At 70.2% G+C, this 22,805-nt stretch carries 23 protein-coding genes; 11 read left to right on the forward strand and 12 right to left on the reverse strand.

Translation table 11 applies throughout. The features are described from left to right. The first annotated feature begins 23 nt into the window (after nt 1-23). A complete protein-coding gene (locus ACWDMM_RS24360) occupies nt 24-857 on the forward strand; it encodes a class I SAM-dependent methyltransferase (RefSeq protein WP_449939725.1) in 834 nt (277 codons plus the stop codon). A gap of 86 nt (nt 858-943) precedes the next feature. Here the strand turns inward: ACWDMM_RS24360 and ACWDMM_RS24365 are convergent, their stop codons facing one another. Together ACWDMM_RS24365 and ACWDMM_RS24370 are read right to left on the reverse strand one after the other, a co-directional pair. Continuing rightward, a complete protein-coding gene (locus ACWDMM_RS24365; protein WP_195083035.1) occupies nt 944-2,050 on the reverse strand; it encodes a class II histone deacetylase in 1,107 nt (368 codons plus the stop codon). 205 nt (nt 2,051-2,255) lie between these two features. Then, nucleotides 2,256-2,843, reverse strand: coding sequence for a hypothetical protein (locus ACWDMM_RS24370; RefSeq protein ID WP_357208672.1), 588 nt, complete (start codon nt 2,841-2,843; stop codon nt 2,256-2,258). A gap of 244 nt (nt 2,844-3,087) precedes the next feature. Here ACWDMM_RS24370 and ACWDMM_RS24375 point away from each other — a divergent pair, with 244 nt between their 5' ends. Beyond that, nucleotides 3,088-3,987, forward strand: coding sequence for a MurR/RpiR family transcriptional regulator (locus tag ACWDMM_RS24375; protein ID WP_195083036.1), 900 nt, complete (start codon nt 3,088-3,090; stop codon nt 3,985-3,987). Here ACWDMM_RS24375 and ACWDMM_RS24380 read toward each other — a convergent pair. Continuing rightward, a complete protein-coding gene (locus ACWDMM_RS24380; RefSeq protein ID WP_357208670.1) occupies nt 3,966-5,399 on the reverse strand; it encodes an amino acid permease in 1,434 nt (477 codons plus the stop codon). The two genes, ACWDMM_RS24375 and ACWDMM_RS24380, sit on opposite strands and share 22 nt — an antisense overlap. Before the next feature lie 157 nt (nt 5,400-5,556). Here ACWDMM_RS24380 and ACWDMM_RS24385 point away from each other — a divergent pair, with 157 nt between their 5' ends. Genes ACWDMM_RS24385 through ACWDMM_RS24395 form a run of 3 tightly spaced genes read left to right on the forward strand, consistent with a single transcriptional unit; the run spans nt 5,557 to nt 9,275 of the window. Next, a complete protein-coding gene (locus ACWDMM_RS24385) occupies nt 5,557-6,330 on the forward strand; it encodes an enoyl-CoA hydratase/isomerase family protein (RefSeq protein WP_195083037.1) in 774 nt (257 codons plus the stop codon). A 1-nt stretch (nt 6,331) separates the two neighbouring features. Continuing rightward, nucleotides 6,332-8,482, forward strand: a complete 2,151-nt coding sequence (locus ACWDMM_RS24390) for an acetate--CoA ligase family protein (RefSeq protein ID WP_195083038.1) — start codon at nt 6,332-6,334, stop codon at nt 8,480-8,482. Further along, nucleotides 8,475-9,275 (forward strand): crotonase/enoyl-CoA hydratase family protein, encoded by an 801-nt coding sequence (locus tag ACWDMM_RS24395; RefSeq protein ID WP_195083039.1) that lies wholly within the window; start codon nt 8,475-8,477, stop codon nt 9,273-9,275. Before ACWDMM_RS24390 ends, ACWDMM_RS24395 begins: the two co-directional genes overlap by 8 nt. On the opposite strand, the gene ACWDMM_RS24400 is transcribed toward ACWDMM_RS24395, so the two are convergent. After that, complete coding sequence (locus ACWDMM_RS24400) at nt 9,272-9,784, reverse strand: Dps family protein (RefSeq protein WP_195083040.1); 513 nt, start codon at nt 9,782-9,784, stop codon at nt 9,272-9,274. The genes ACWDMM_RS24395 and ACWDMM_RS24400 overlap by 4 nt on opposite strands. Before the next feature lie 176 nt (nt 9,785-9,960). Continuing rightward, nucleotides 9,961-10,863: an aromatic prenyltransferase gene (locus ACWDMM_RS24405; protein ID WP_195083041.1), complete on the reverse strand. Its 903-nt coding sequence runs from the start codon at nt 10,861-10,863 to the stop codon at nt 9,961-9,963. 177 nt (nt 10,864-11,040) lie between these two features. On the opposite strand from ACWDMM_RS24405, the gene ACWDMM_RS24410 reads away from it, so the two are divergent. The 4 genes from ACWDMM_RS24410 to ACWDMM_RS24425 all read left to right on the forward strand — a co-directional run bounded on the left by ACWDMM_RS24410 (nt 11,041) and on the right by ACWDMM_RS24425 (nt 15,753). Then, nucleotides 11,041-13,749 (forward strand): ATP-binding protein, encoded by a 2,709-nt coding sequence (locus ACWDMM_RS24410; RefSeq protein WP_195083042.1) that lies wholly within the window; start codon nt 11,041-11,043, stop codon nt 13,747-13,749. Between the two features lie 178 nt (nt 13,750-13,927). Beyond that, nucleotides 13,928-14,959 carry an alpha/beta fold hydrolase gene (locus ACWDMM_RS24415; RefSeq protein WP_195083043.1) on the forward strand — a complete coding sequence of 344 codons (1,032 nt, stop codon included), beginning with the start codon at nt 13,928-13,930 and terminating at the stop codon, nt 14,957-14,959. A 189-nt stretch (nt 14,960-15,148) separates the two neighbouring features. Next, entirely contained in the window at nt 15,149-15,577 is a 429-nt protein-coding gene (locus ACWDMM_RS24420; RefSeq protein ID WP_195083044.1) for an SRPBCC family protein, read from the forward strand. After that, nucleotides 15,577-15,753: a hypothetical protein gene (locus ACWDMM_RS24425; protein WP_195083045.1), complete on the forward strand. Its 177-nt coding sequence runs from the start codon at nt 15,577-15,579 to the stop codon at nt 15,751-15,753. Before ACWDMM_RS24420 ends, ACWDMM_RS24425 begins: the two co-directional genes overlap by 1 nt. A 121-nt stretch (nt 15,754-15,874) precedes the next feature. On the opposite strand, the gene ACWDMM_RS24430 is transcribed toward ACWDMM_RS24425, so the two are convergent. Further along, on the reverse strand, nt 15,875-16,726 hold the full coding sequence (locus ACWDMM_RS24430; RefSeq protein WP_195083046.1) for an alpha/beta fold hydrolase: 852 nt from the start codon (nt 16,724-16,726) through the stop codon (nt 15,875-15,877). A 214-nt stretch (nt 16,727-16,940) separates the two neighbouring features. Here ACWDMM_RS24430 and ACWDMM_RS24435 point away from each other — a divergent pair, with 214 nt between their 5' ends. Beyond that, complete coding sequence (locus ACWDMM_RS24435) at nt 16,941-17,246, forward strand: hypothetical protein (RefSeq protein WP_195083087.1); 306 nt, start codon at nt 16,941-16,943, stop codon at nt 17,244-17,246. A 33-nt stretch (nt 17,247-17,279) separates the two neighbouring features. On the opposite strand, the gene ACWDMM_RS24440 is transcribed toward ACWDMM_RS24435, so the two are convergent. The 6 genes from ACWDMM_RS24440 to ACWDMM_RS24465 all read right to left on the reverse strand — a co-directional run bounded on the left by ACWDMM_RS24440 (nt 17,280) and on the right by ACWDMM_RS24465 (nt 21,564). Continuing rightward, nucleotides 17,280-18,491 (reverse strand): Dyp-type peroxidase, encoded by a 1,212-nt coding sequence (locus ACWDMM_RS24440; RefSeq protein WP_323124636.1) that lies wholly within the window; start codon nt 18,489-18,491, stop codon nt 17,280-17,282. Further along, nucleotides 18,484-19,056 carry a copper chaperone PCu(A)C gene (locus ACWDMM_RS24445; RefSeq protein WP_449939737.1) on the reverse strand — a complete coding sequence of 191 codons (573 nt, stop codon included), beginning with the start codon at nt 19,054-19,056 and terminating at the stop codon, nt 18,484-18,486. Before ACWDMM_RS24445 ends, ACWDMM_RS24440 begins: the two co-directional genes overlap by 8 nt. Next, nucleotides 19,049-19,228: a hypothetical protein gene (locus tag ACWDMM_RS24450; RefSeq protein WP_195083049.1), complete on the reverse strand. Its 180-nt coding sequence runs from the start codon at nt 19,226-19,228 to the stop codon at nt 19,049-19,051. Before ACWDMM_RS24450 ends, ACWDMM_RS24445 begins: the two co-directional genes overlap by 8 nt. Nucleotides 19,229-19,497: 269 nt before the next feature. Beyond that, the gene (locus ACWDMM_RS24455; protein ID WP_195083050.1) at nt 19,498-20,025 is read right to left on the reverse strand and encodes a hypothetical protein; all 528 of its coding nucleotides are present in this window, start codon (nt 20,023-20,025) and stop codon (nt 19,498-19,500) included. Nucleotides 20,026-20,154: 129 nt separating this feature from the next. Further along, on the reverse strand, nt 20,155-20,859 hold the full coding sequence (locus tag ACWDMM_RS24460) for an endonuclease/exonuclease/phosphatase family protein (protein WP_323124635.1): 705 nt from the start codon (nt 20,857-20,859) through the stop codon (nt 20,155-20,157). 75 nt (nt 20,860-20,934) lie between these two features. Further along, nucleotides 20,935-21,564 carry a TetR/AcrR family transcriptional regulator gene (locus ACWDMM_RS24465; protein WP_195083052.1) on the reverse strand — a complete coding sequence of 210 codons (630 nt, stop codon included), beginning with the start codon at nt 21,562-21,564 and terminating at the stop codon, nt 20,935-20,937. Between the two features lie 106 nt (nt 21,565-21,670). Between ACWDMM_RS24465 and ACWDMM_RS24470 the strand changes: the two genes are divergently transcribed. After that, nucleotides 21,671-22,804, forward strand: coding sequence for a lipase family protein (locus tag ACWDMM_RS24470; protein ID WP_195083053.1), 1,134 nt, complete (start codon nt 21,671-21,673; stop codon nt 22,802-22,804). Nucleotide 22,805 lies beyond the last annotated feature (1 nt).

Below are 22,805 nucleotides of genomic sequence, written 5' to 3' on the forward strand. Positions count from 1 at the left end.
GCAGCGGTCGGTAGGGTGGCGGCATGCGGGTCGGTGAACCGAGTAGTACCGCCATGGCCGTGGCGCGAGCGCGGGCTCAGCATCAGGTCGTCGATGAGCCGCGGGTGTTCAGCGATCCGCTGGCGTCGCGCATCGCCGGTGAAAGCGCCTTCGGGGCAACTGAATTCGACCGAGGCGTCGACGAAGATCTGGCTCGTCGGCGGCGCCTGTTCATCGCGGCGCGCAGCCGCTTCGCCGATGACGTCGTGGCGGCCGCCGTCGCCAGGGGTGCGCGCCAGGTGGTCGTGCTCGGTGCGGGGCTGGACACCAGCGCTTACCGCAATCCCCACGAGAACGTGCGAATCTTCGAAGTCGATCACCCCGACACCCAGGAATGGAAGCGGCGCAGGCTGGCCGAGACCGGAATCGCCATCCCGCCTTCGCTGACCTTCGCCCCCGTCGACTTCGAACAGTCGACACTCGCCGCCGGGTTGGCCGCGGCGGGACTGGACCGCACCGGCGACGCGGTGTTCGTCTGGCTGGGCGTCGCCGTGTATCTGACCAGGACGTCGGTCGATGACACGCTGCGCTACATCGCCGGTCACGGTGCGGCCGCGGAAGTGGTCTTCGACTACGTCTACCCGCTGTCCGACGCCGCGGCCGACGGCAGGCGGGCACGCGCGGATCGAGTCGCCGCGGTGGGCGAACCGTGGCTCAGTTTCTTCACGGCGGAGGAGATCCGCAGTGCGTTGCTGTCCTTCGGCTTCACCCGCGTCGAAGACCACACCGCGACAGAGTTGCTCGGCGGCTATGGCGTCGAAACCACCGCTCAGCCTGTCGACTCGGTGCCGCACCTCGTCCACGCCAGCACGGCGTGAGCCCACCTCGGCGGCCTGATGACCGCTGGCCCGTCGAATCCCGATGCGCCCGTTCGGTCACCACCACGGCGGTCGACCGATCGGAGTCAGAGGTCGGCGACCAAGGCCGCGGCCGCTTCGATCGCGGCGGCCTCGTGGTCGAGGAGGACGTCTCCGCCTTGGGTCGTGACGATCGGGGTGTACGGGTCTTCCACGTACTCCTCGCCCAGTAGCTCGCGCAGCACGGCCAGCCCGCAGAACGGAACATAGTGCGGGCTGTAGCCGCCTTCTTGTACGAAGGCGATCCGGCCCGCGCAGGTGGCGGCGGCGATGTCCAGCATCCGGCGGGTCAGGTGCCGGAAGCCGCCGCTGGTGACCATTTGCCGAGCCAGCGGATCGAGGATGCTCGCGTCGAAGCCGGAGGCGACGATGATCAACTCGGGCGCGAAGGCGTGCAGCGCCGGTTCGACCACTCGGTCGATCGCATACAGGTACGCGGCGTCTCCGCTGCCCGGCGGGAGCGGCACGTTGATCGCGTACCCGTGTCCGTCGCCGGCGCCGCGCTCCTCCCGGTAGCCGGAGTTCGGCGGGAAGCACAGATGCTGGTGGATCGAGAGGGTCAGCACCGACGGGTCCTCGTACCAGATGTCCTGGGTGCCGTTGCCGTGGTGGACATCCCAGTCGACGACGGCGATGCGCCGCACGCCGAGGACCTCTTTGGCGTAGGCGGCGGCGATGGAGACGTTGTTGAAGATGCAGAAGCCCATGCCGGTGGCGCGGGTCGCGTGGTGGCCCGGCGGATTGACCAGTGCGTAACCGTTGTCGACCGTCCCCGCCAGCACCTGTTTCACGAGTGCGATCGCACCGCCCGCCGACAGCGCGGCGATCTGGTATCCGCCCTTGCCGAACGATGAGACGCCGTCGCCGGCGTCACCGCCCTTGGGCTGCAGATTCTCCGCCTTGATCCGCTCCAGATGCTGCGCGGTGTGCACCCGCAGGATGTCGGCCTCTTCGGCGGGTTCGGCCTTGATCGAGTGCACCTTGTCCAGCAGTCCGGACACCGAGACCAATTCGTGGAAACGCCGTTTGGTATCGGGATGCGCGAGGTGGTGGCCGATCGGCTGGAGACCGACCGTCACGTCGGACGGGAACAGACTTCCGCTGCCGGTGTCGGCCCACCCGTAGAGGGTGTTCCATACGTATCCAGTTGTCATCGTGAACTCCTAGCGGTCGGCGGACCGCCACGCCGTCCGCCTGGGTCTCGTCCCGCCTGGGCGGGTGCTCGGGCTCATTAGAGGCACAGCAGCGACCGCTCCGCAACCGGACGAGTCGCCACCCATGGCGGCGCGTGCGCGATCTCTTCGCTGCCGAGTTGCGCACGTCCCGATCCGGCCGGGTCAGAACGTGCAGACTGCCCCATCAGGCCGCAAACGGGGGCAATGCCGCGAAATCCGGGGCCAGCCGGGCGGTGGGGACGGTGTGCGCGATCCAGCGACGGGCACGGCTGAGCGGATGATCGGGGAATTCCGCGTCCCAGCGCATGTCGTCGGCGGCGTTGTACGGTAGCCGCCCCCGCACCTCGGGAGCGTAGGGATGCGGCGGGTACATGCCGTCGAAGCCGATCTTGGTGGCCAGCAAAGCCTCGCGTAGTCCCGTGGTCCCGGCTTCGGGACACAGGATCTGGAGAGCAGCGCTGCTGCGGGCCTTCGGAACGATGACGGACGCGGCGAACACCAAGCCTCGGGGCTGGTTGGGCAGGGGCAGTTTCTCCATCCGCAACAGCGCGGGCTGCGCGTCGAGCCACACCACGAATGCCTCGATCAGACAGCCGTTCTCGGCGCTCCGCTCGGCCAGGCGACGGCGCAGGGTCGGCAGATCCGCCAAGGGCGCGGGCAGATCGGGGACGAGGTCGAAGTACGACACGTTCACCATGTCGCCGGTATGGGGATTGCGCCAGGTCGCGGTGTCGACCTGCTCCAGATTCGCGGTGTCGAACGAGATGGGCACGCGCCCAGCGTATCCGGCCGTACGGACACGCGATCGTGCCGATGACTCGGGTTCGCGGTAGCCGCCGTCGGTCGGCGGCGATCCGCATCGCGTCGGTCTTGGGCCGACAGGACCGCCGCCGGGGTCTCCTCGCCGATTCCATCCCCGATCGGAGCCTCGGCTCGGCCATCGGAGCCGGAGGTGCGATCGGCCGGTCGGATAGATTTGGGAAGAAGCTGGTGGTCGATGTGGTGGAGGAGGCGCGGTGGGCGCGAATGCGGAGTCGGCGACCGGTCCGGCCACGTTCGACGATCTGGTCGGCGAGATCCGCGCCAGGTGGAGTTCGCTGTCGGCCTCGCACAAGAAGCTGGCCGAGCGGGTCCTGTCGGACCCGGAGGCGGTGGCGTTCATGACCGTGTCCGATCTGGCGAGCGCGGTGGCGGTCAACGAGGCGACCGTGGTGCGGTTCGCGAACGGTCTCGGGCTGAAGGGGTACCCCGGTCTGGCCCGCCTGTGCCAGGAACGGCTGCGGGAGCAGGCGCAGCTGCTGCGGCGTTTCGAAAACCTCGAGCACTTGATGGAGCAGGGTGCGGGACTGCGGGAGCGCCAAGTGGTGCTGGACCAGGCGAATATCGCCCGCTCCTTCGCCGGCATCGCGGACGCCACCTGGGACGCGGTGGCCACGCAACTGGCGCGCGCGCCGCGAGTGCACGTGATGGGCCTGCGCAAGTGCCACGCTCCGGCTTACCTGCTGGGCTACCTGCTCGGGCTGCTGCGGGAGGACGTCGCGAGCGTGACGGGGACCAGGGGCTCGCTGACGGACGAGCTGCGGCGCGTGCGCCCGGGAGATTGTTTCGTTGCCCTCTCGATCCATCGCTACAGCCTGGACACCGTCCGCGCGGCGCAGTGGGCCCGCAGGCGCGGCGCGCACGTGGTGGCCCTGACCGACACCCCGGTCTCGCCGCTGGCGGCGGCGGCGCACGAGACCTTCTACGTCGAGGCGTCGAGCGCCAGCGTGCTGCGGTCGATGACCGCGTTCACCTCGATCGTCCAGGCGATGTCCGGTGCGGTGGCCCACCTGCTCGGCCACGAGGTGCGTGAGACGCTGTTGGAAGAGGAACGACTCCTGGACGAATTCGGCGTCTACGCCGCCGACGGCGACTGATCTTCCGGTGCCCGTGGCTGATTCACCGGCGCCATCGCCGCATTCCGGCCCGCGCGCCGCTGGTGCAGCACGCCCGCGGCCACGGCCAGGAAGGTGACCACGAGAGTCAGCGCCAGCGGCGTCCGGGTGCCGGATCCGAACACCATGCCCACCACGATGCCCAGCAAAGTGACCAGGACCAGGTACGGCAGGTAGGAAGCCCCCCACATCCGCACCGCAGGCGCGGCGGATTCCACGGCGGCGCCGTTGCGCCGGCCGGCGATGTAGGTGGCGCAGATGTACAGGTAGACGATCACCGCGACCGCGCCGGAGGAACTGAGCAGGAAGCTGAAGACCGCCCCGGTGGGCAGGAAGTAGTTCGCGGCCACGGCCAGGAACCCGGCGCTCGCGGCGGCGAGAACCCCGGCCGCAGGCACGCCGGAACGGGTGGTGCGGCCGAGTGGTCGCGGTCCCTCGCCGCGCCGGGCCAGCGAGAACAGCATGCGCGATGCGGAATAGAGCCCGGAGTTCAGGCACGACAGCACCGCGGTGAGCACGATCAGATTCATGATGGTCCTGGCGCCGGGAATGTTCAGCAGGTTCAGCACCGCGGTGTACGGGCTTTCGGTGATCTCGGCGCTGTCCCAGGGCAGCAATGTCACGACCACCAGCATCGAGCCCACGTAGAAGATCAGGATGCGCCCGGCGACGCTGCGCATGCTCGATCGAACGGCGTCGACCGGATCGGCGGCCTCACCCGCGGCGATGGTCACCAATTCGGTGCCGAAGTAGGAGAAGAAGACCGTCAGCGACGCGGCCAGCAGGGGAGTGAAGCCGTTGGGCAGCAAGCCGCCTCGTCCCAGCAGGTTCGTCGTGCCCGGCGCCGCGTAATGCGGGAACGCGCCGCAGATCGCGGCGATGCCGATGCCGATGAAGACGACGATCGCGGCGACCTTGACCAGGGCGAACCAGAACTCGAAACGCGCGAACGAGCTGACCGCGGCCAGATTGACTCCGGTCAGAACGCACAGGAAGAGCAAGGCGAACGCCCAGGCGGGCGCGGCGGGCAGCAGTTGGTTGGCGATCGCGCCACCCGCGACGGCCTCGAACGCGACCGTCACGCACCAGTGGTAGCTGTAGACCCACCCGACCGACAGCCCGGCCCACGGCCCGAGTTCACGTGCGGCGTAGCTGGAGAACGAACCGGTCTCCGGACTGGCCGTGGCCAGTTCGGCCAGCATGCGCATCACCAGGATGACGACCACGCCGGTGCACAGATAGGCCAGGACGATGCCGGGCCCGGCGGCCGCGATCGCGTTGCCGCTGCCGACGAACAAGCCTGCGCCGATGACGCCGCCGATCCCGATCATCGTGAGCTGACGAGTGTTGATGGCGTGCTGCAGATTTCCCGCAGGGGGGATTGCGGTGGGCACGATGCCTCCCAAGGACCGTGGGCTGTGACCCGGGTAACGGATGGTCGGTCATGCAACGCCGCCCGCCTCGTGTTTGCAAATTGATTTGCATCCACTGCTGGGAATGCAATTTATATGGCATAGTGTGGCTTCGACCCCGAGCAGGAGGAACTGAAAGATGTCCACGGTGCTGGTGAGCAGGTCCGGTCCCATCGCGACGCTGACGCTGAACCGCCCGGAGCGGCTCAACGCGGTCAGCGAGGAGCTCTACGAAGCGTTGATCGGTCATCTGGTCGTCGCCGATTCCGATCCGCAGGTGCGCTGCGTGATCCTGCATGGTGCCGGTCGCGCGTTCTGCGCGGGCGCGGATCTGAAAGCGCACCGCTCCGGCACTCGAACGCCCGCCGAGCAAGCGCATTACCTCGATCTCGCGCAGCGCGCGTGCGAGCAGATCCAGCGGATGGACACGCCCGTGGTCGCCGCCGTCGCGGGCTACGCGCTCGGCGCCGGTGCCGAACTGGCCGTCAGCGCGGACTTTCTCGTCATGGCCGACGATGCCCAGATCGGTTTTCCCGAGGTGAGTATCGGGACGTTCGTCGGCGGCGGAGTCACCCATCGACTGCCCAGGCTGATCGGTCTGCGCCGGGCTGCCGACCTGCTCATCCTCGGCGAACGATGCGACGCGGCAAGGGCCTTCGACTGGGGGCTGGCCTACGCGTCCGTCTCCGGCGACATCCTTCTCGACACCGCGCGCGGACTCGCCGAATCGCTGGCCGCCAAAGCTCCGTTGCCGCTGGCGCGGATGAAGGCAGCGCTGCGCCGTGACGATCCCCTCGACGTCGCCCTCGCCACCGAGCCGCGCCAGATCCTCGAGTTGATGGCGACCCGGGACTGGGCCGAGGGCGTCGCGGCCTTCGCCGAACGCCGCACTCCTGTGTTCGAAGGAAAGTGACATGACCACACTCGACGCACCGGTCCGCACCGCGCTCGAACGGCTGCTCGACCCCCACTCCATCGTGGTGGTCGGCGCGTCCGCCGACCCGGCGAAGCGTGGGCATCAAGTCCTCCGGGCCCTGCTGGAGGACGGATACGCCCATCCCGTCTACCCGGTCAACCCGAACGCGGACCGGATCCTCGGCCTCGACGTCCTCGCCTCCATCGATCAGGTTCCCGCGGGCGCCGACGTCGCGTTGATCGCCGTGCCCGCGGCGGCGGTGCCGGGAGCGCTGCGGGAGTGCGCGGCCGCGGGTATCGCCGGAGCGGTGGTGCTGGCGAACGGTTTCGGCGAGATCGGGGCGGAGGGCGCCGACCTCGCCGCGGCGCTGGCCGAGGTGATCGAGGAGACCGGGATCCGGGTGATCGGCCCGAACACCTCCGGACTGCTGAATCTGACCTCCGGTGCGAATCTCGTCGGTCTGCCGGATGTGCCGCGCGGACCGATCAGTGTCATCACCCAGAGCGGGAACATGCTGTTGTCGCTGGTGAACGACGACCGCGCCGCGAAAGGTCCCGGCTTCCACGCGTACGTGGGGCTGGGTAACCAAGCCGACGTCCGCTACGACGAATGCCTCGTCGAACTCGCCCGTCATCCGGAAACCGGTGTGGTGGCGATCCACTCCGAGGGATTCGCCGACGGGCGGTCGTTCCTGACCGCGGCCGCCGCGACTGTGCCGGAGACGCCGGTGGTGCTGCTGCGCGGCGGGCGTTCGGAGGGTGGCCGCCGCGCCGCGGCCTCGCATACCGGCTCGATCGCCGGTTCGGACGCGGTGGCGACCGCCGTACTGCGCCAGGCCGGGGTGGAACTGGTCGACCGTTCCGACGAACTCGCTGTCGTCGCCGCGGCGCTCGCCACCTGCGTTCCCATCGCTCCCGGCCGCACGGTGGCGGTCCTCAGCGACGGCGGCGGTCACGCCGCGTTGGCGGCGGATGCCATGGCCGCGCAGGGCATCGAAGTGGCGCGGCTGAGCGAGCGAACCCGGCGGCAGTTGCGGCGGCTGCTCGGCAGCGCCGCCGCGGTGGCAGGCCCGGTGGACATCGCGGGCGCCGCCGACGCCGACCCGATGGTCTTCGCCGAAGCCGCCGAGATCCTCATGCGCGACCCCGCTGTGGGTCTCGTGCTGATCATCGGGCTGTACGGCGGCTACCATCTGCGGTTCGATCCAGCGTTGCGCGAGGCCGAAGACGCCGCCGCGGGCGCCTTGCTCGCGCTCTCCGCCGAATACGATGTGCCGCTGTTGATCCAGAGCTGCTACGCGAGTCTCGATATCGCCAACCACGACCGGCTGCGGGCGGGCGGCGTACCGGTGCTCGGCTCGATCGAGCACGCCGCACGGGTGGTCGCCGCCTTGCAGCGGCGTGGCCGCGTGCGGGCCGACCGCGCCCGGCGTTCCTCACTGCTGTTGCCGCCGCCGGCTCGGCCCATCCCGGGATCGGGAGTTCTCGACGAGCCCGCCGCGCGGCGGGCGCTGGCGGACGCGGGAGTCGACGTCGGCGAATGGACCTTCGTGCGCGACCTCGACGCGGTGGGCGCGGCCGTCGCCGCGTTCGGTCGGCCCTGCGCGGTGAAAGTCGTCTCCCCGCAGGTGATCCACAAGTCCGACGTGGGAGGGGTCAGGCTGGGCGTGGTGGCCGCAACCGCGAGCGAGCACGCCGCGGCCATCGTCGACGCGGTCACCGCGAAAGTGCCCGGCGCCCGCATCGACGGCATGATCGTGACGCCCATGGCCGACGCCGGTGTGGAGTTGCTCGTGGGCGCCACTCGCGATCCGGTCTTCGGGCCCGTGCTGGCGTTCGGCACCGGCGGGGTTCTGGTCGACGCGGTGCGGGACGTCACCTTCCGGGCGGTCCCGCTCACCGAATCGGAAGCGGGCCAGATGATCCAGGAGACGATCGCTTCCCGGATGCTCGACGGCTACCGGCATCTGCCCGCGGTCGATCGCGACAGTCTCGCGCGTTTTCTCGTCCGTGTCGGGGACTTCGTTGCCGAGCACCCGGAGATCTCCGAACTGGATCTCAATCCGGTGATCGCGTCGGGGTCCGCCCGCACCCCGGTCGACGTGCGAATCGTGCTGGCCGAGAACCCCGCCGGAGATCGCGATGAGTGACCCGCTCCTCATCGAACGGACCGGGGATGTGGTCGTCTGGACCTTGAACAACCCGCAAGCCCGCAATCCGATCTCCGAAGCCGACACCATCGCCGCCATCGAGGACGCGGTGGCGTCGGCCAACCGGGATCACAGTCTGCGGGCGGCGATCCTCACCGGCGCGGGCCCGGCGTTCTCCTCCGGCGGCAACGTCAAGCACATGCGCACGCGGACCGGGATGTTCGGCGGCACACCGGCGCAGCTGCGACAGGCATACCGGCACGGTATTCAGCGCATCCCGAAAGCCCTGTACCACTGCGAGATACCCACCATCGCCGCCGTCAACGGCCCGGCCGTCGGCGCGGGGTTGGATCTGGCGCTGATGTGCGATATGCGCGTCGCCGCCACCACGGCGGTCTTCGCCGAGAGCTTCGTCAAAGTCGGGCTCGTCCCCGGTGACGGCGGCGCCTGGCTGCTGCCGAGGGCGATCGGCATGGCAAGGGCCTGCGAGATGGCCTTCACCGGCGAGCCGATCGATGCGAACACCGCACTCGACTGGGGACTGGTCTGCGAAGTGGTCGAGCCGAGCGCCCTCATGGCGGCGGCCCGCGGGCTCGCCGCCCGGGTGTGCGGCAATCCGCCGCAGGTGCTGCGGATGACCAAGCGGCTGCTGCGTGAGGGAACACACCAGAGCTTGGAAAGCCTGCTGGAACTCTCGGCCGCGATGCAGGCCGCCGCGCACCACACCGAGGACCATCACGAGGCCCTTTCCGCCATCTCGGAGCGCAGACCTCCCGAGTTCACCGGCGGCTAGACCTTGCGGTTCTCCGACTTGATCAGCCACGCCAGTTTCTCCAGCGAGGCGGTGATCTGATGGAGCAGATCGCTGGTGCTCGGGTCTTCGGCGTCCACGGCGTCGTGCACGTCGCGGATGGTGTCGATCGCCGCGTACGTCCTGGTCGTGATGAGATCGACGACGTCGGCGGAGTTCACCTCTTGGGCCGGGAAGGGCGGCAGGCTGGTCGTCGCGGCGACGGTGTCGGACCGTCCGTCGGGCACCGCGTCGAGGGCTCGCATCCGCTCGGCGATGGTGTCGCTGCCCTCCCTTGCCGCGTCGACGAGTTCGTCGAGCTGCAGGTGCAGATCGCGGAAGTTGGTTCCGACGACGTTCCAGTGGGCCTGCTTACCTTGCAGGTGCAGTTCGATGAGATCGACGAGGACGCGCTGCAGGTCGGCCGCCAGCCGCGGGGAACCGGTGAAATTCCGGACCTCGTCGGCGAGACGACGATTGGTTCGCTTCTGGGTCTGATGTGCCGTGGTCATGGTTGCACTCCTTTCGGATCTTCATGGAGAACAACGCCTGGCTTTATTGGAACAATTCCAGATTATGCTGTCGGCTGGGTCACTGTTCGTCGGTGGCCTCCTCGCCGCCGTCCGTCCGGCGGTATTTCACGCGGCGGCAGAGGGCCCGTCCGGTCCGCGCGTGAGGTACGCCGCGTCTACTTCGCCGGTGGCGGGGCGCCGCCGCCGGGGATGGCGGCAGCGTGGACGGTGGTGTATTCGGCTTGCACTTTGTAGTAGCGCGATCGCGGGCCGTAGGCGGCGTAGAGGGTGAAGCCGCGTGGGCCCTCGAAGGCGCGCGGGGCTCCGTCGACGAAACGGGTCAGCACCGGATCGAGGTGACGCGGGAAGTTCTCTTCCTGATAGCGCTGCGGGAAGCAGACTCGCTGCATGCGCGGCGATGTCCAGGAAAACGTGCGGTAGACGTTGAACGTGCCGTCGAACAGGGCCAATTCTTCGTCGGTGGCCGCCACGAAATCCAGATCGGTCAGGATCGTGGCGATGTCGTCGGCGCCGACCGCACCAGGGGGCAGCACCTGGGAGTACAGGTTCATGGTTCGCGCGGGGAAATCGACCGCAAGGATGCCGACCTTGCCGCCGTAGCGGGTCAAGTGCTCGGCATGCGAGCGTGCCGCGTCCGGGATACCGGGAAAGGCGAGCATCCGCTCGACATCGAGGACGTCGGCGAAGAACAGCCAGACCTTCTGCACACCGCCGGTGAGGGAGAGGTCGACGGCTGATCCCGCCGGGATCTCCGCGCAGACCTCGTGCAGCAGTCGCTCCATCGGATGTCCGGTGAAGCTGATCAGTCCGGCTTCGCGCAACGTCTCCACCAGCTCGGCCGGTGGACCCGAGTGCTGCACCCTGGCGTTGACTTCGCGGTCGGGGACCGGATGGGTCGTGGTGCGCACACCTACCACCGAGCCGGTCCACAGCTCGGCGAGGGCTTCGAGCACCGGATCCACCACGGCGGGGTCGTAACCTGCTCGGGCCAGGCGCGCGAATTCCCGCAAATCCCGGCGCAGCCGGTCGAGCGTGACAGTGGCCGATGCGCTGCTCATACGTCAACCCCGAATACTCTCACCGCCAGGTGAGAAGCCAAGTCCGTCAACAACGACTCGTCACCCTAGCCGCGCGGCCGTCCGGCCGCTACGCGGTTTCGGGTCTGTGTTTCGCCCGCTTCGGTAGGGTTCGCGGCGGGAGCCGGGCACGAACGGAGCCGGAAAGGAGCGCGCACCATGCCGCTGGTCGGGCGGGATGACGAGCTGAAAGAGCTGGTAGCGCTCGTCGAGGGCCCCGGGGATCGCCACGGGGTTCTGATCCGGGGTGAGGCCGGGGTCGGGAAGTCGGCGCTGGTTCAGGAGGCGATCGCCGCGGCGGCCATCTCGGGCTCGCGGGTGCTGCGGACGGCGGGGGCGGAGTCCGAGCAGAACTACGCCTACGCCGGGCTGCACCGGCTGCTGTATCCGCTGCGAAAGTCGCTGGACGGGCTGCCCGCCCGGCAATTCGACGCGCTGACAAGCGCTCTGGGCCTGTCGGACAGCGGCGAGGAACCCACGGCATATCTGGTCGGGCTCGCGGCGCTGACGCTGCTGACCGACGTGGCGGCCGAACGGCCGCTGCTTTGCGTCGCGGAGGATGTGCAGTGGCTCGACCCCGCCAGCGCGGAGGTCCTCGCGTTCGTCGCCCGCCGCATCGATGCCGAGCCGGTCGCACTGATCGCCACCCTGCGCGAGGGGAACGGCACGCCGCTCGCCGACGCGGGGCTGAGCGTGCTGAGGCTCGAACCGCTGTCGGAGGACGACGCCGCCGCGCTGCTGGACCAGGCGGCCCCCGGGTTACCCGCGCGAATCCGCGATCGGCTGCTGGCCGAGGCGCACGGCAACCCGCTGGCGCTGACCGAGCTGCCGACCGCGGTGAGCGATCTCGCGGAGCTTCCCGCGCCGCCGCCGCTGACCGAACGGCTGGAACGCGCTTTCACCGCGCGCAGCGCGACGCTGCCCGCCGCCACCCGGACCGCGCTGCTGGTCGCCGCACTCGACGACAGCGACTCCGCCACCGAGATACTCGCCGCGGCGAGCGTTCTCCTCGGCACACCGGCCGAGCTCGAAATCCTCACGCCCGCTATCGAATCCCGGCTGCTGGCCACCGGGCCCGGCACCGTCGTCTTCCGGCATCCCCTGATGCGCTCGGCTTTGATCGCGACGGCGACGGCCGACGAGCGTGCGCGCGTCCACCGCGCGCTCGTCGACGTCATCACCGACCCGGAACGGCGCGCATGGCGGCGGGCCGCGGCCGCCGCCGGCCCGGACGAACAGGTGGCGCGCGAGTTGGAGGAGGTCGCCGAACGGGCGCGGCACGGCGGCGGCGCCGTCACCGCATGGGAGCGAGCCGCCGACCTCAGCGGCGACCCGCGGCGGCGCGCGGACCGATTGCTGCGCGCGGCCGAAGTCGCCGTCGATTCCGGCCGCCGTGATACCGCCGAGCGGCTCGTCGCGGCCGCGCGCGCACTGCCCACCACATCCCGGCAGCGGGCCACGGCGGCCTGGCTGCTCAGCGGATTCGACGACGGCGTACGCGAAAGTCCCTCGCGGATCGGCGAGTTGGCGAAGCTGGCCGCCTCCGTCGCCGCCGACGGGCACCCGGACGCGGCGATGCGGATCCTGTGGGGTGCGGCGATGCGCTGTTTCTGGGCCGAACCCGAGCCAGGGGCGCGCCCCGCGCTGCTGGCCGTGGCCGACGACCTTCCCATCCCCGACGATGATCCGCGCCTGGTCGCGGTCTCCGCGTATGTCGCTCCCTTCGAGCGAGGGGAACGGGTTATCGGCATGCTGCGCGCCCTGGCCGCGGGCGCCGGTCGTGCTCCCGAGGTCGACCGGTTTCTGGGCAGCGCGTCCCTGCAGGTGGGCGCTTTCGATCTCGCCGCCCACTTCTCCGCCGCGGCCGCACCGGGATTCCGCGCCGACGGGCATCTGGGGCTGCTGCCGCGTGCGCTCACCGTGCAGGCGTGGAGCCTGGCTCGCCTCGGCGATCTCACCGCCGCCGCGCCCGCCGCGGCCGAGGCCGCGGACTTCGCCCAGGAAACCGGTCAGCCCTTCATGTATGGGCTCGCCATCGCCGTGCAAGCCGAAATCGCCGCGCTGAGAGGTGATTACGCGCAGGCGGCGACGCTGGCGGGTACTGCGGAACGGGTCGGACTCGCCGCGGGCGCACGACCGGTCCTGGCCACGGTGCGACTCGCGCGCGGGCTCGCGGCGCTCGGCGAGGGCCGGTACGACGACGCCTTCGCCGATCTGCGCCGGTTGCACGATCCGCGGGACCCGTCGTATTCGCCCGCGCTGCGCGCCTATTTCCTGGCCGAACTCACCGACGCGGCGATTCGGGCCGGGCGGGCCGACGCGCTGCGAGATGTGCTGCGCGACCTGGAGCGAGCCGTGGCGTCCACGCCCTCGCCCGCTCTGCACATCGGATGGCGATACGCCCATGCCCTCTTGGCCGACGACGACGCAGAAGCTCACTTCACCAGCGCGCTCGCCGAAGACCTCACCGTCTGGCCCGCCGAGCGGGGGCGGCTGCACCTGTCCTACGGTGAATGGCTGCGGCGGCAGCGCCGGGTCGTCGAATCCCGCACCGAGCTGCGCACGGCCAGGGAGATCTTCGACGCGCTCGGGTTCAGCGCGTGGAGCGAACGAGCCCGGCTGGAACTGCGCGGTGCCGGGGAATCGAGCCCGAACCGCGACCCCGACGCCCGCGACCGGCTGACGCCGCACGAGCTGAGCATCGCCAGGCTGGCGGCCCAGGGGCTGACCAACCGGGAGATCGGGCAGCGGCTGTACCTGTCGCATCGAACCGTCAGCACTCACCTGCATCGGATCTTCCCTAAGCTCGGCGTCAGCTCCCGCACGGATCTGGCGGCGCTTCTGCCCGCCGACGACGCGACCGTGTGACGCGCGCCGGGCATGCGCCGAGCGGGCGGCGCACCGTCCCCGATGACCGACGGCGATTACGTCATCCGACGCTCGCGACGGCATCCGGTCGCTGCCTAGCGTCATCGGCGTGGCCGGAAAGGGCGATGAGCTCCGGCTCGGCACCACCGGCCCTCCGCGAAGGCTACTAGGAGTTCGGATGACCATCAGCAGACGACGACTGTTCGGCGGAGCGCTCGCGGCGGGCGCCACGGGCCTTGCCGGGACCTCGCTGGCGGCCTGCGCCGCCGACCGCGCCGCCGCACCGGGCGCCGACCTGCGCGCGGGAGCGGGAGCCAACACCACACTCGGTCCGGTCAAGCAGATCGATGCCGGGGTCCTGAACGTCGGATACGCCGAATTCGGCCCCGCCACCGGGCAACCCGTCGTGCTGCTACACGGCTGGCCGTACGATCCCTACAGTTACGCCGATGTCGGGCCGCTGCTCGCCGCGGCCGGGTACCGGGTGATCGTTCCGTATCTGCGCGGCTACGGATCCACCACCTTCCTTTCCGATCGGACCGTGCGCAACGGCCAGCAGACCGCGATCGCGCGCGACATCGTCGACCTCATGGACGCCTTGCACATCGATCGAGCGGTGCTCGGCGGATTCGACTGGGGCGCGCGGACGGTCGACGTCATCGCCGCACTGTGGCCGCAGCGCTGCAAGGCGATCGTGTCGGTGAGCGGATATCTCGTCACCCAGATCGCGGCCAATCAGCAACCGCTCGCGCCGGAGGCCGAACTCGGCTGGTGGTATCAGTACTACTTCGCCACCGAGCGCGGGCGGCTGGGCTACAGCCGCAATCGCCGCGAATTCAACAAGCTGATCTGGCGGCGCGCGTCCCCGCAATGGAACTTCGACGACGCCACCTACGAACGCAGCGCCGCCGCCTTCGACAATCCCGATCACGTCGACATCGTCATCCACAACTACCGATGGCGGCTCGGCCTGGCGCCCGGTGAACCCGAATTCGACGCCTACGAACGGCAACTCGACGGAGCCACCGTCACCGTGCCCGCCATCACCGTCAGCAGCGATTTCGACGGCGCGGCCAAGGACGGAAAAAGCTACCGCGGCAAATTCGCCGGCAAATACGAGCATCGTGTGCTCGACGGCATCGGGCACAACGTTCCGCAAGAGGCGCCACGCCCGTTCGCCCAGGCCGTGATCGACGCCGACCACCTGTGAGCGCGCGGTGTACGTAGGGCCCGCCATCGCGACGGCGTCGCCGAGCAGCGGATTACGTCAGCACAGCGTCACACGACGGATTCGGCGGCCTGCCCGCGACAGCGATGCTCGATGAGCGTCCGGAACCGCCGACACGGGGCCGGAATCGCAGACACAGACCGCATCGATCGATTCTCGAGGAGCAGCCCGATGGCCACCGTTCGCTTCCACCTGCTGTCCACCCTGTCCCCGGCCGAGGTCGTACGCGTGCTCACCGATTTCGGCCCCGCCCGCGCCGAAGCATGGCCGAGCATCGACGCCGAGCACTTCGTCGTGCACGAGCGCGGTGACACCTGGGCGGAGGTCACCGAGGGCACCGCGGCCGCGTGGGAACGCGCCCGTTACGAATGGGATCCGGCCGGTGACACCGTCACCGTCACCACCCTGGACTCCAAACTCTTCGGCGCGGGCGGCGGCTGGGTCTTCCGGGCCGCCCCCGGCGAGGACGGCACCCGGGTCGACGTGGAATTGACGCGCACTCCGCGGACGGTCAAAGGCAAGATCCTCGCCGCGCTGCTGCCCTTGGTCGGCCCGTCCTCGCTGCGCAAGTCCTTCGCCGGCCCGCTGCGGGCAGCGTGATGACCGCGCGGCATGCGGCCACGCACGACAGCCCGCTACCCTCCGAGCCGCACCCCGGCAGGCAGGCGGCGGGCGCCGTCGCCGCGCTTTTCGCGGGCCCGGCGGCGCTGTGGCTGGGAGCCGAGACCGCGGTACTGCACGGCCGGGGACCGGCGGTGTGGGAGTTCACCGGCTGATCGTGACCGCGCTGTGCCCGCGCGGATTTCGGATGCTCTGTGACCGCTAGGACTGCTCGGTGCGGAGGATATTCAGCCGTAAGCCGCTGGTCGCGAGTGGGTTCAACGGCCGGGCATGTGGTCAGCGGGTGGCCCGCGCGGCTTGCTCGATCACGTCGGCGACCACATCGGGGTGCGAGACGGCCACGGAGTGCGAAGCGGCGACCTCGGTGATGCTGGCGTGGGCGCGCTCGGCCATGAACCGCTGGGCCGCGACCGGAATGTTCCGGTCTTCGGTGGTGATGACGTCCCAGCTGGGTTTCTCGGTCCATGCCGCGACGGTGGCCTTCTCCTCCAGCGCGGACTGCGCGATCGGCCGCTGGGCGGCGGCCATCAGGGCGGCGCGGTCGGCGGAGACATCGGCGGCGAACTGCTGAGGGAATTCGTCCTGCTGGATATAGAGGTCCGTGCCGGCGCCGCCGTCGATTCCGGTGAACGGCACCGGGTTCAACGTGCCGCGCAGGGTGGAGCCCGGATACTTTCCGGTCAGCTCCAGCGCGGTCTCGCCCGGCGCGGGCAGGAAGGCGGCGACAAAGACCAGCGCCTTCACCTCGTCCTTTCCGGCGGCGGCCGCGCTGATGACGGAACCGCCGTAGGAATGTCCGACCAGGATCACGGGGCCGCCGATGTGGTCGACGAGCGCCCGCAGCGTGGTGGCGTCCGCGGCGGGTCCGCGCAACGGGTTGGCGGCGGCCACCACGGGATAGTGGTCCGCGCGCAACTTCTCGATCACGTCGTTCCAGCTGGATCCGTCGGCGAAGGCGCCGTGTTCGAGGACGATCGTCGGTTTCGGCGCGTCCTCGGTGGGGCCGGCGTGCGTGGTTCTGCTCGCGGTGCACGCGACGGCGAGACCGCCCGCGGCGATCGCGGCCGCGATCGCGGTGGTTGCTCGGGTGGTGCGCCGCCGGATGCGACCGCGTCCGATTTCGACCATGTGGTTCGTCCTTCGTACGGGTGTGGTGCAATTCGTGCGATCTACTGTCGGTCGTGCGGCATACCCGCCACATCCGTCAGGTGACGCTGCGCGCGACGTAGTTCCGGCGGTCGAGTAGTCGCGAAATGCGCTGTCGCCCGAACCATGGCAAGTTGGCAGCGTGAACGTGTCAGAGTTGATCTACAACGTCGTAGTCGTCGCGCACCTGCTCGGAATGGCCGCCGTGGTGGGTGGTTACGTGGCCGGGCGCCCCAACGTATCGGACGTCATGGTCTGGGGCGCGCGGTTGCAGGTGGTCACCGGGCTGGTCCTGGTCGGCATGGCCGAATCGATCGACTCGCTCGGCAAGGATCCGAACATGGTGAAGATCGGCGTGAAGCTGGTCGTCGCGGTGGCGGTGGCGGCGTTCGCCGAGATCGGGCACGCGGACGAGAAGCGAGGCAAGCCGGTGCCGTGGCTGAGCGACGCCGCCGGCGTGCTGGCGATCGTGAACGTCCTGGTGGCCGTGCTGTGGACCTGAGATGTCCGGCGCCCCCGCGGCGCCGGACATGCCTCACCCCTCGAACAGCGATTGCCCGAGATAGCCGCCCGGTGCGGCTACCCCGGGCGGGATGGCGAACACCGCGGAACCGATCGGGGTCGTCCACACATTGAGGGCGTCGAACTCCGCGAGCCGGCGTTGCACCGGAAGGAACTGGCTGTCGACGTCCCGCTGGTAGGCGGCGAACAGCAGACCCGAGTTGGACGTGGCGCCCGGCGTCGGCGCGTCGTCGTAGTTGTAGCCGCGGCGCAGGAAACGCTCGCCGTCGCTGGTGTGGTGCGCGCGAGCGATGTGTGACGACGGCGGGATGACCGGAATCCCGTTCGTGTCGACGGCCGTGAAGTCCGGCTCGTCGAACTCGTGGTGTCCGGTGAGCGGCGCACCGTCGGCGATGGTGCGGCCGATGGTGAGTTCCCTTTCTTCTCGGTCGATTTGATCCCAGGTGTCCAGCGTCATCGCGATCCGCCGCAGGACGCACGAGGTGCCGCCGCCCAGCCAGGGCTGCGCGGCCCCGTCGTCCCACACCAGACGGTCGAATTCCGGTGTGCCGGGCGCCAGGTTCACCGTGCCGTCGACCTGGCCCATCAGGTTGCGCGGTGTGCGGCCGGGAGCGGCATCACGGAACCCGCGCTGCACCCAGCGCACAGTGACCAGCGAGGTGACGCTGCGGCACAGCACACGCACCGTGTGCGACACCGTGGTCGCCTCGTCGGCGCACACCTGCAGGAGCAGATCGCCTCCGGTCCAGGCGGGTTCGAGCCGATCGATGGTGAACGGCGGCAGCGGCCGCAGCCAGGACGGCTTGCGGTGCTCCAGCCCGGCCGCCACGAACATCGCCGGCCCGAAACCCACCGTGACGGTGAGCCGCGCCGGGCGCAGCGCGAGTTCGGGTTCGGTGTCCGCGAGGGCGGGGCGGCCCTCGGTCAGCCGGGCGGCGTCGCCGGTCCATATCTTCAGCAGGCCCACGAGGTCGTCGCGCCGGACGCCCGGTCGCAGATCGACGGCGACGAACGCCGCGTGCGCTTGCGGGCGGGTGCCGATACCCGCTTGGTGCGCTCCGTAGAACGGCTCCGTCGCCGCCCACGGCGATGGATCGGAATCCCGCCGTCCGATGCGGGCGGCCGCGCCGAGCCCGACACCGGCGACGCCTGCCGCGGCGGCCCCGCCGCCCAGCAGACGCCGCCGGTTGATCCGTGCGGGACGCGGTCCGTTCCGGTCAGCCACCGTGCGCGGGGGTCTGCGCGCCCGCATGTGCCTCGCCGCCCGCGTGGTCGGGCAGGTAATTCTCCTGGTTGCCCGCGAAGTCGCGCACCTGAGCGGTGAAGGTGGTGGTCGAGCCGTCGTCGAAGGTCAGCGTGACCGACATCTCCGACCCCGTGCGCAGGGGCCCGCGCAGGTCCATGAACATGATGTGATCCCCGCCGGGGCGCAGCTGGGTGCGGCCGTGCGCGGGAATCACGAAGCCGCCGCGTTTGGGCCGCATCGCCTTCGTCCCGTTCGCGTCGACGACCACTTCGTGCAATTCGATCCGGCCGGAGGCGGGACTGGTGGCCGAGACGATGGTGCGCGGGGTGTCGCCGCTGTTGATCAGGTCGCCGAACGCGGCCGACATCCCGCTGTCGGCGGCCTTGACCCACTGGTCGGAGATGGTCACCGCGTCGGCTGATGCGACGTCGCCGGTCTTGTCGGCCGACGAGCACGCGGTCAGGAGAAGGGGCACCGCGGCGGCGGCGAGCGCGCCACGCAGGAGGCGAGCGGCCCGGGGCGGAAGGAAAAGGTTGTCAGGCATGGGGACTCCACAAGTCGTGAGATTCGGTGGGTGCGCGCCGACGAAAGCGCAGGCGCATCGGCCGATCCGTCGGCGGGCGCTGGTCAGCCGTGCTGTCGGTGAACACGTCGAGCATCGCCACAAGACCGGGAACTCCGGCGGCGGGGGCTTCGATCGAATCCTGCAGCCGCACCGCGGATTCTTCGAGAACGCAGTGCACGGGATTCGCGGCGAACCGGCTCGTCGGCTCGATGCCCGTGTCGGCTACCGCAGTCGAACCCGGTGCGGGACGGCGTGTGCCGGCCATAGCGGACGGGCGTGTGCCAGCTGCGGCGGACGGCGTTCGTCCCTGTGGACGACGGCGTTCGCCGACCGCGTCGGACGGCGACGATCCGAGGTCGCGGACCGAGCGTCGAGTGCGGGGCCGGGACGATGGCGCTGCTCGTCGGCGCGAGGTAGAGGTCAGCGCGGCGGTGGCGGCCCGCGCAGGCCGCAGCCGGAACCGAGCAGCGGGCGACGTGGATGGGGCGGAGCATGCTCGAACGCGGGCGAGCCGATCCGGACCGGTGCGCTCGGCCCTTCGCCGAGCACGCGCACCGTGCGGCGCACGTCGGAAGCCGCGCGCAGCACAGCGTGTTCGGCGGCGCGGATGAGCAGCGCGCCGAGCGGGACGGCCGCCAGATGCGTGCCGAGCATGACCGAGGTCGCGCGCGCGTCGTGCTGATGCGGGGCCGACAGCGTGGACGCGATGTGCGCGACTGCTTGCGCCACCGCGAGCGTGGCCATCATCTCGCCGATGCCGTGCCGGTGGGGCCGCGCCCCGGCCAGCACACCCACCGCCGCGCAGGCGGCGATCAGCAGCGCGACAGGCGCGGCCCCGGGCGCCATCGTGCCGCCGCCGAGCGCGTGCGCGGCGATGCTCACCGCTGCGGCGGCGGATCCGACGAACGCGCCGCGCAGTCGCGCCGCCATCATCGTCGGATTACGCACCGGCTCATACTACCGTCTGTCGTAGCTTTTGTTCGCATCGGAACGGACCTGTGCCGGGATGTCCAGCCGAGCCGCGCAATCGCGCCCAAACGCTCTGCGGTGCAGCGTTTCCGCCTGCCGGCCGGAGCCTCACACCGTGACGGTCGCGTGCACCAGATTGTGGTCGGACACCCCGCCGATGTCGTCGACCGACGCCGCCGTGACGGTCGCGCCGTGCACCACTACGTGGTCGATGTGCTGCGATTTCGCGCCCGAGGAACGCGGGCGGGTTGGTAGCCCGTCGGCGCTGTGCTCGGCGACCACGAAGTCCTCGCCCAGCGCGGCGGCGACGGTGGCGCGGTCGGTGTTGAAGTCGCCCAGCAGCACCGCGGCGTCCTCCGCTGCGTCGGTGGCGAGTTCGGCCAGGCGGGCGAACTGGTCGGTGCGCCGCCGGTCGCCGGTGACGTGGGTGGCGATCACCGTCAGGCCGCCGACGTCCACGACCAGCGCGCCCTTGCCGTGATCGTGGGCGAAGGATTCGGCGGTCACCTCCCTGCTCGGCCCCGCGGTGAGCACCACGAGGTACTCACCGCCGTCGAGCAGCGAGCTGGGCATGCGCCGCGGCGTCGGCAGCCGCTGATACCGCATCGCGTGGAACGTCCGGTCCGGCAGGGCCATTCGCAGGCTCGCCAGCTGATCGCCGCTGACCTCCTGTAACGCGATGATCCCCTCGGTGCGTTCGGCCACTCGCGCGGTGACTTCGGCGATCCGCGCGCCCTCGTCCGGCCAGCGGGTGGCGACGTCCTCGTACCAGTTCTCGGCGTGGACGCGATGCAGGACGTTCCAAGTGGCCACCGTGATCACCTTCGCGATGGTATGCGAACCGGGTGAAACAGGTTGCGGTGCGGGCTGTGCCGAGGCGGTGCGCGATCAGCTCGCGCCTTCGATGTCGATGCCTTGCTGCAGCGACTCGACCGCCTGATCGAGGACGCGGTACAGGGCCGGCACCGAGTGGTCCGCGCCCAGCATCCAGTGGTCGAGGCCGACGCCGAAGGCCGCGAAGCAGGCCGAGGCCGTGAGCTGCGGTCGCAGATCGTCGGCGGGAAGCCCGGCGCGGGCGGCGAAGTTCAGCGCCATCGCGCGCTGGCGTCCCAGTGCTCCGATGAAGTTCTCCCGCCGCAATTCCGGGTTGCCCACCAGCAGCTGCCTGGCCCGGCGCGCCGTCTCCGCCTGGCGGTCGCGCGAGCTGGTGTCGTGCTCGTCGAGCAAGAAGTCGCGCAGCGCCGCCCGCAGCGCGGTCAGTACCGATTCGCTCGCCGGGCGCCGGTCGACGGCGGCGAGCAGCTGCGCCATGAGGTCTTCTTCGTGGCTGAAGACCACCGCGAGTTTGGACGGGAAGTGACGGTGGAAGGTGCGCCGGGACACCCGCGCCGCGTCGGCGATCTGCTGCACCGTGGTCTGCTCGAACCCGTGGGATTCGAACAGCCGCAGCGCCGCGTCGACCAATTCCCGCCGCACCCGCGCCTTCTCGCGGTCACGCGCACCGTTCACACCCGTCATACCCGCTCTCTCCCCGCGATGTCACCATCATTGGTGTCTCAAAGTGACACTTTAGCCGCTACAGTGTCTCGGCGAGACACCAAACCGATGACCGAGAGGTGGCGCCATGTCGGTGCGACGTACAGCAATCACCGTGGCCGTGGCCGCACTGCTCTTCGCGGGGCCTCCGCTGGGTTCGGCCGTGGCGGAGCCCGCGCCGGGCGCGGCCGCGGGCACGGTCGTCACCGACGAGGCGCTGCCCGAACAGCTGTGGGTCGAAGGCACGGGCGCGGCTCGCCGCTTGACGTACTGGACCAGGACCTCCGACGACCGGCCCGCGCTGGCGAGCGGCGCCGTCTTCGTTCCCGCCGGCACGCCGCCGAGCGGCGGCTGGCCGGTGCTGTCCTGGGAGCACGGGACGGTCGGCCTCGCCGACGAGTGCGCGCCGTCGACCGCAGGCCGCAGCAAGCGCGACCTGGACTATCTGGCGACCTGGTTGCGCCAGGGCTACGCCGTCGTCGCGACCGACTACATCGGTCTGGGCACCCCGGGGCCGCACGCGTACCTGGACGGACGCGCCGAGGCGCACGCGGGGATCGACATGGTGCGCGCGGCCCGCGCCGTCGACGATTCGCTGTCGTCGAAGTGGGTGGCGATCGGTCAGTCCCAGGGCGGTGGAGCCGCGGTGTTCACCGCCTCGCTGGCCACGGCCTACGCCCCCGAACTCGACTACCGCGGCGCCGTCGCCACCGGCCCCGCCTCCAACGTCGTCGAGGCCGCCTCGTTCCTCGGGCCCGACGCGCCCCCGATCGACAACGCGCACCTCACCGCCTATATCGCGTACGTGATGAACGGACTGAAGGCGGCGCGACCGGGCTTCGATCTCGACAGCTATCTCAGCCCGGTCGGCAAGCAACTGGCAACCGCCGCCGAATCGCTGTGCTTCCAGCCGCTGGCCGACCGCGCGCAAGGAATCTCGGTCGACCGGTTGTTCTCGCGCCCGCTCGCGGACGGCGATTTCGTCGCAACGGCTCGCCCGGTCATGGACGTTCCGCTCACCGGCTACGACCGGCCGCTGTTCATCGGGCAGGGCACCAACGACACCGACGTCCCCGCTCCGCTGACCGCGAAGCTGATCGCCGATATGGAATCGCACGGCGTCCGGCCCGAGGTCCACGTGTATCCGGGCAAGGATCACAGCGCCACGATGGCCGCTTCACTGTCGGACAGCATTCCGTTCGTCGCGCGGCTGTTCGCCTGAC

It is taken from the genome of Nocardia sp. NPDC003726 (genome assembly GCF_053586955.1).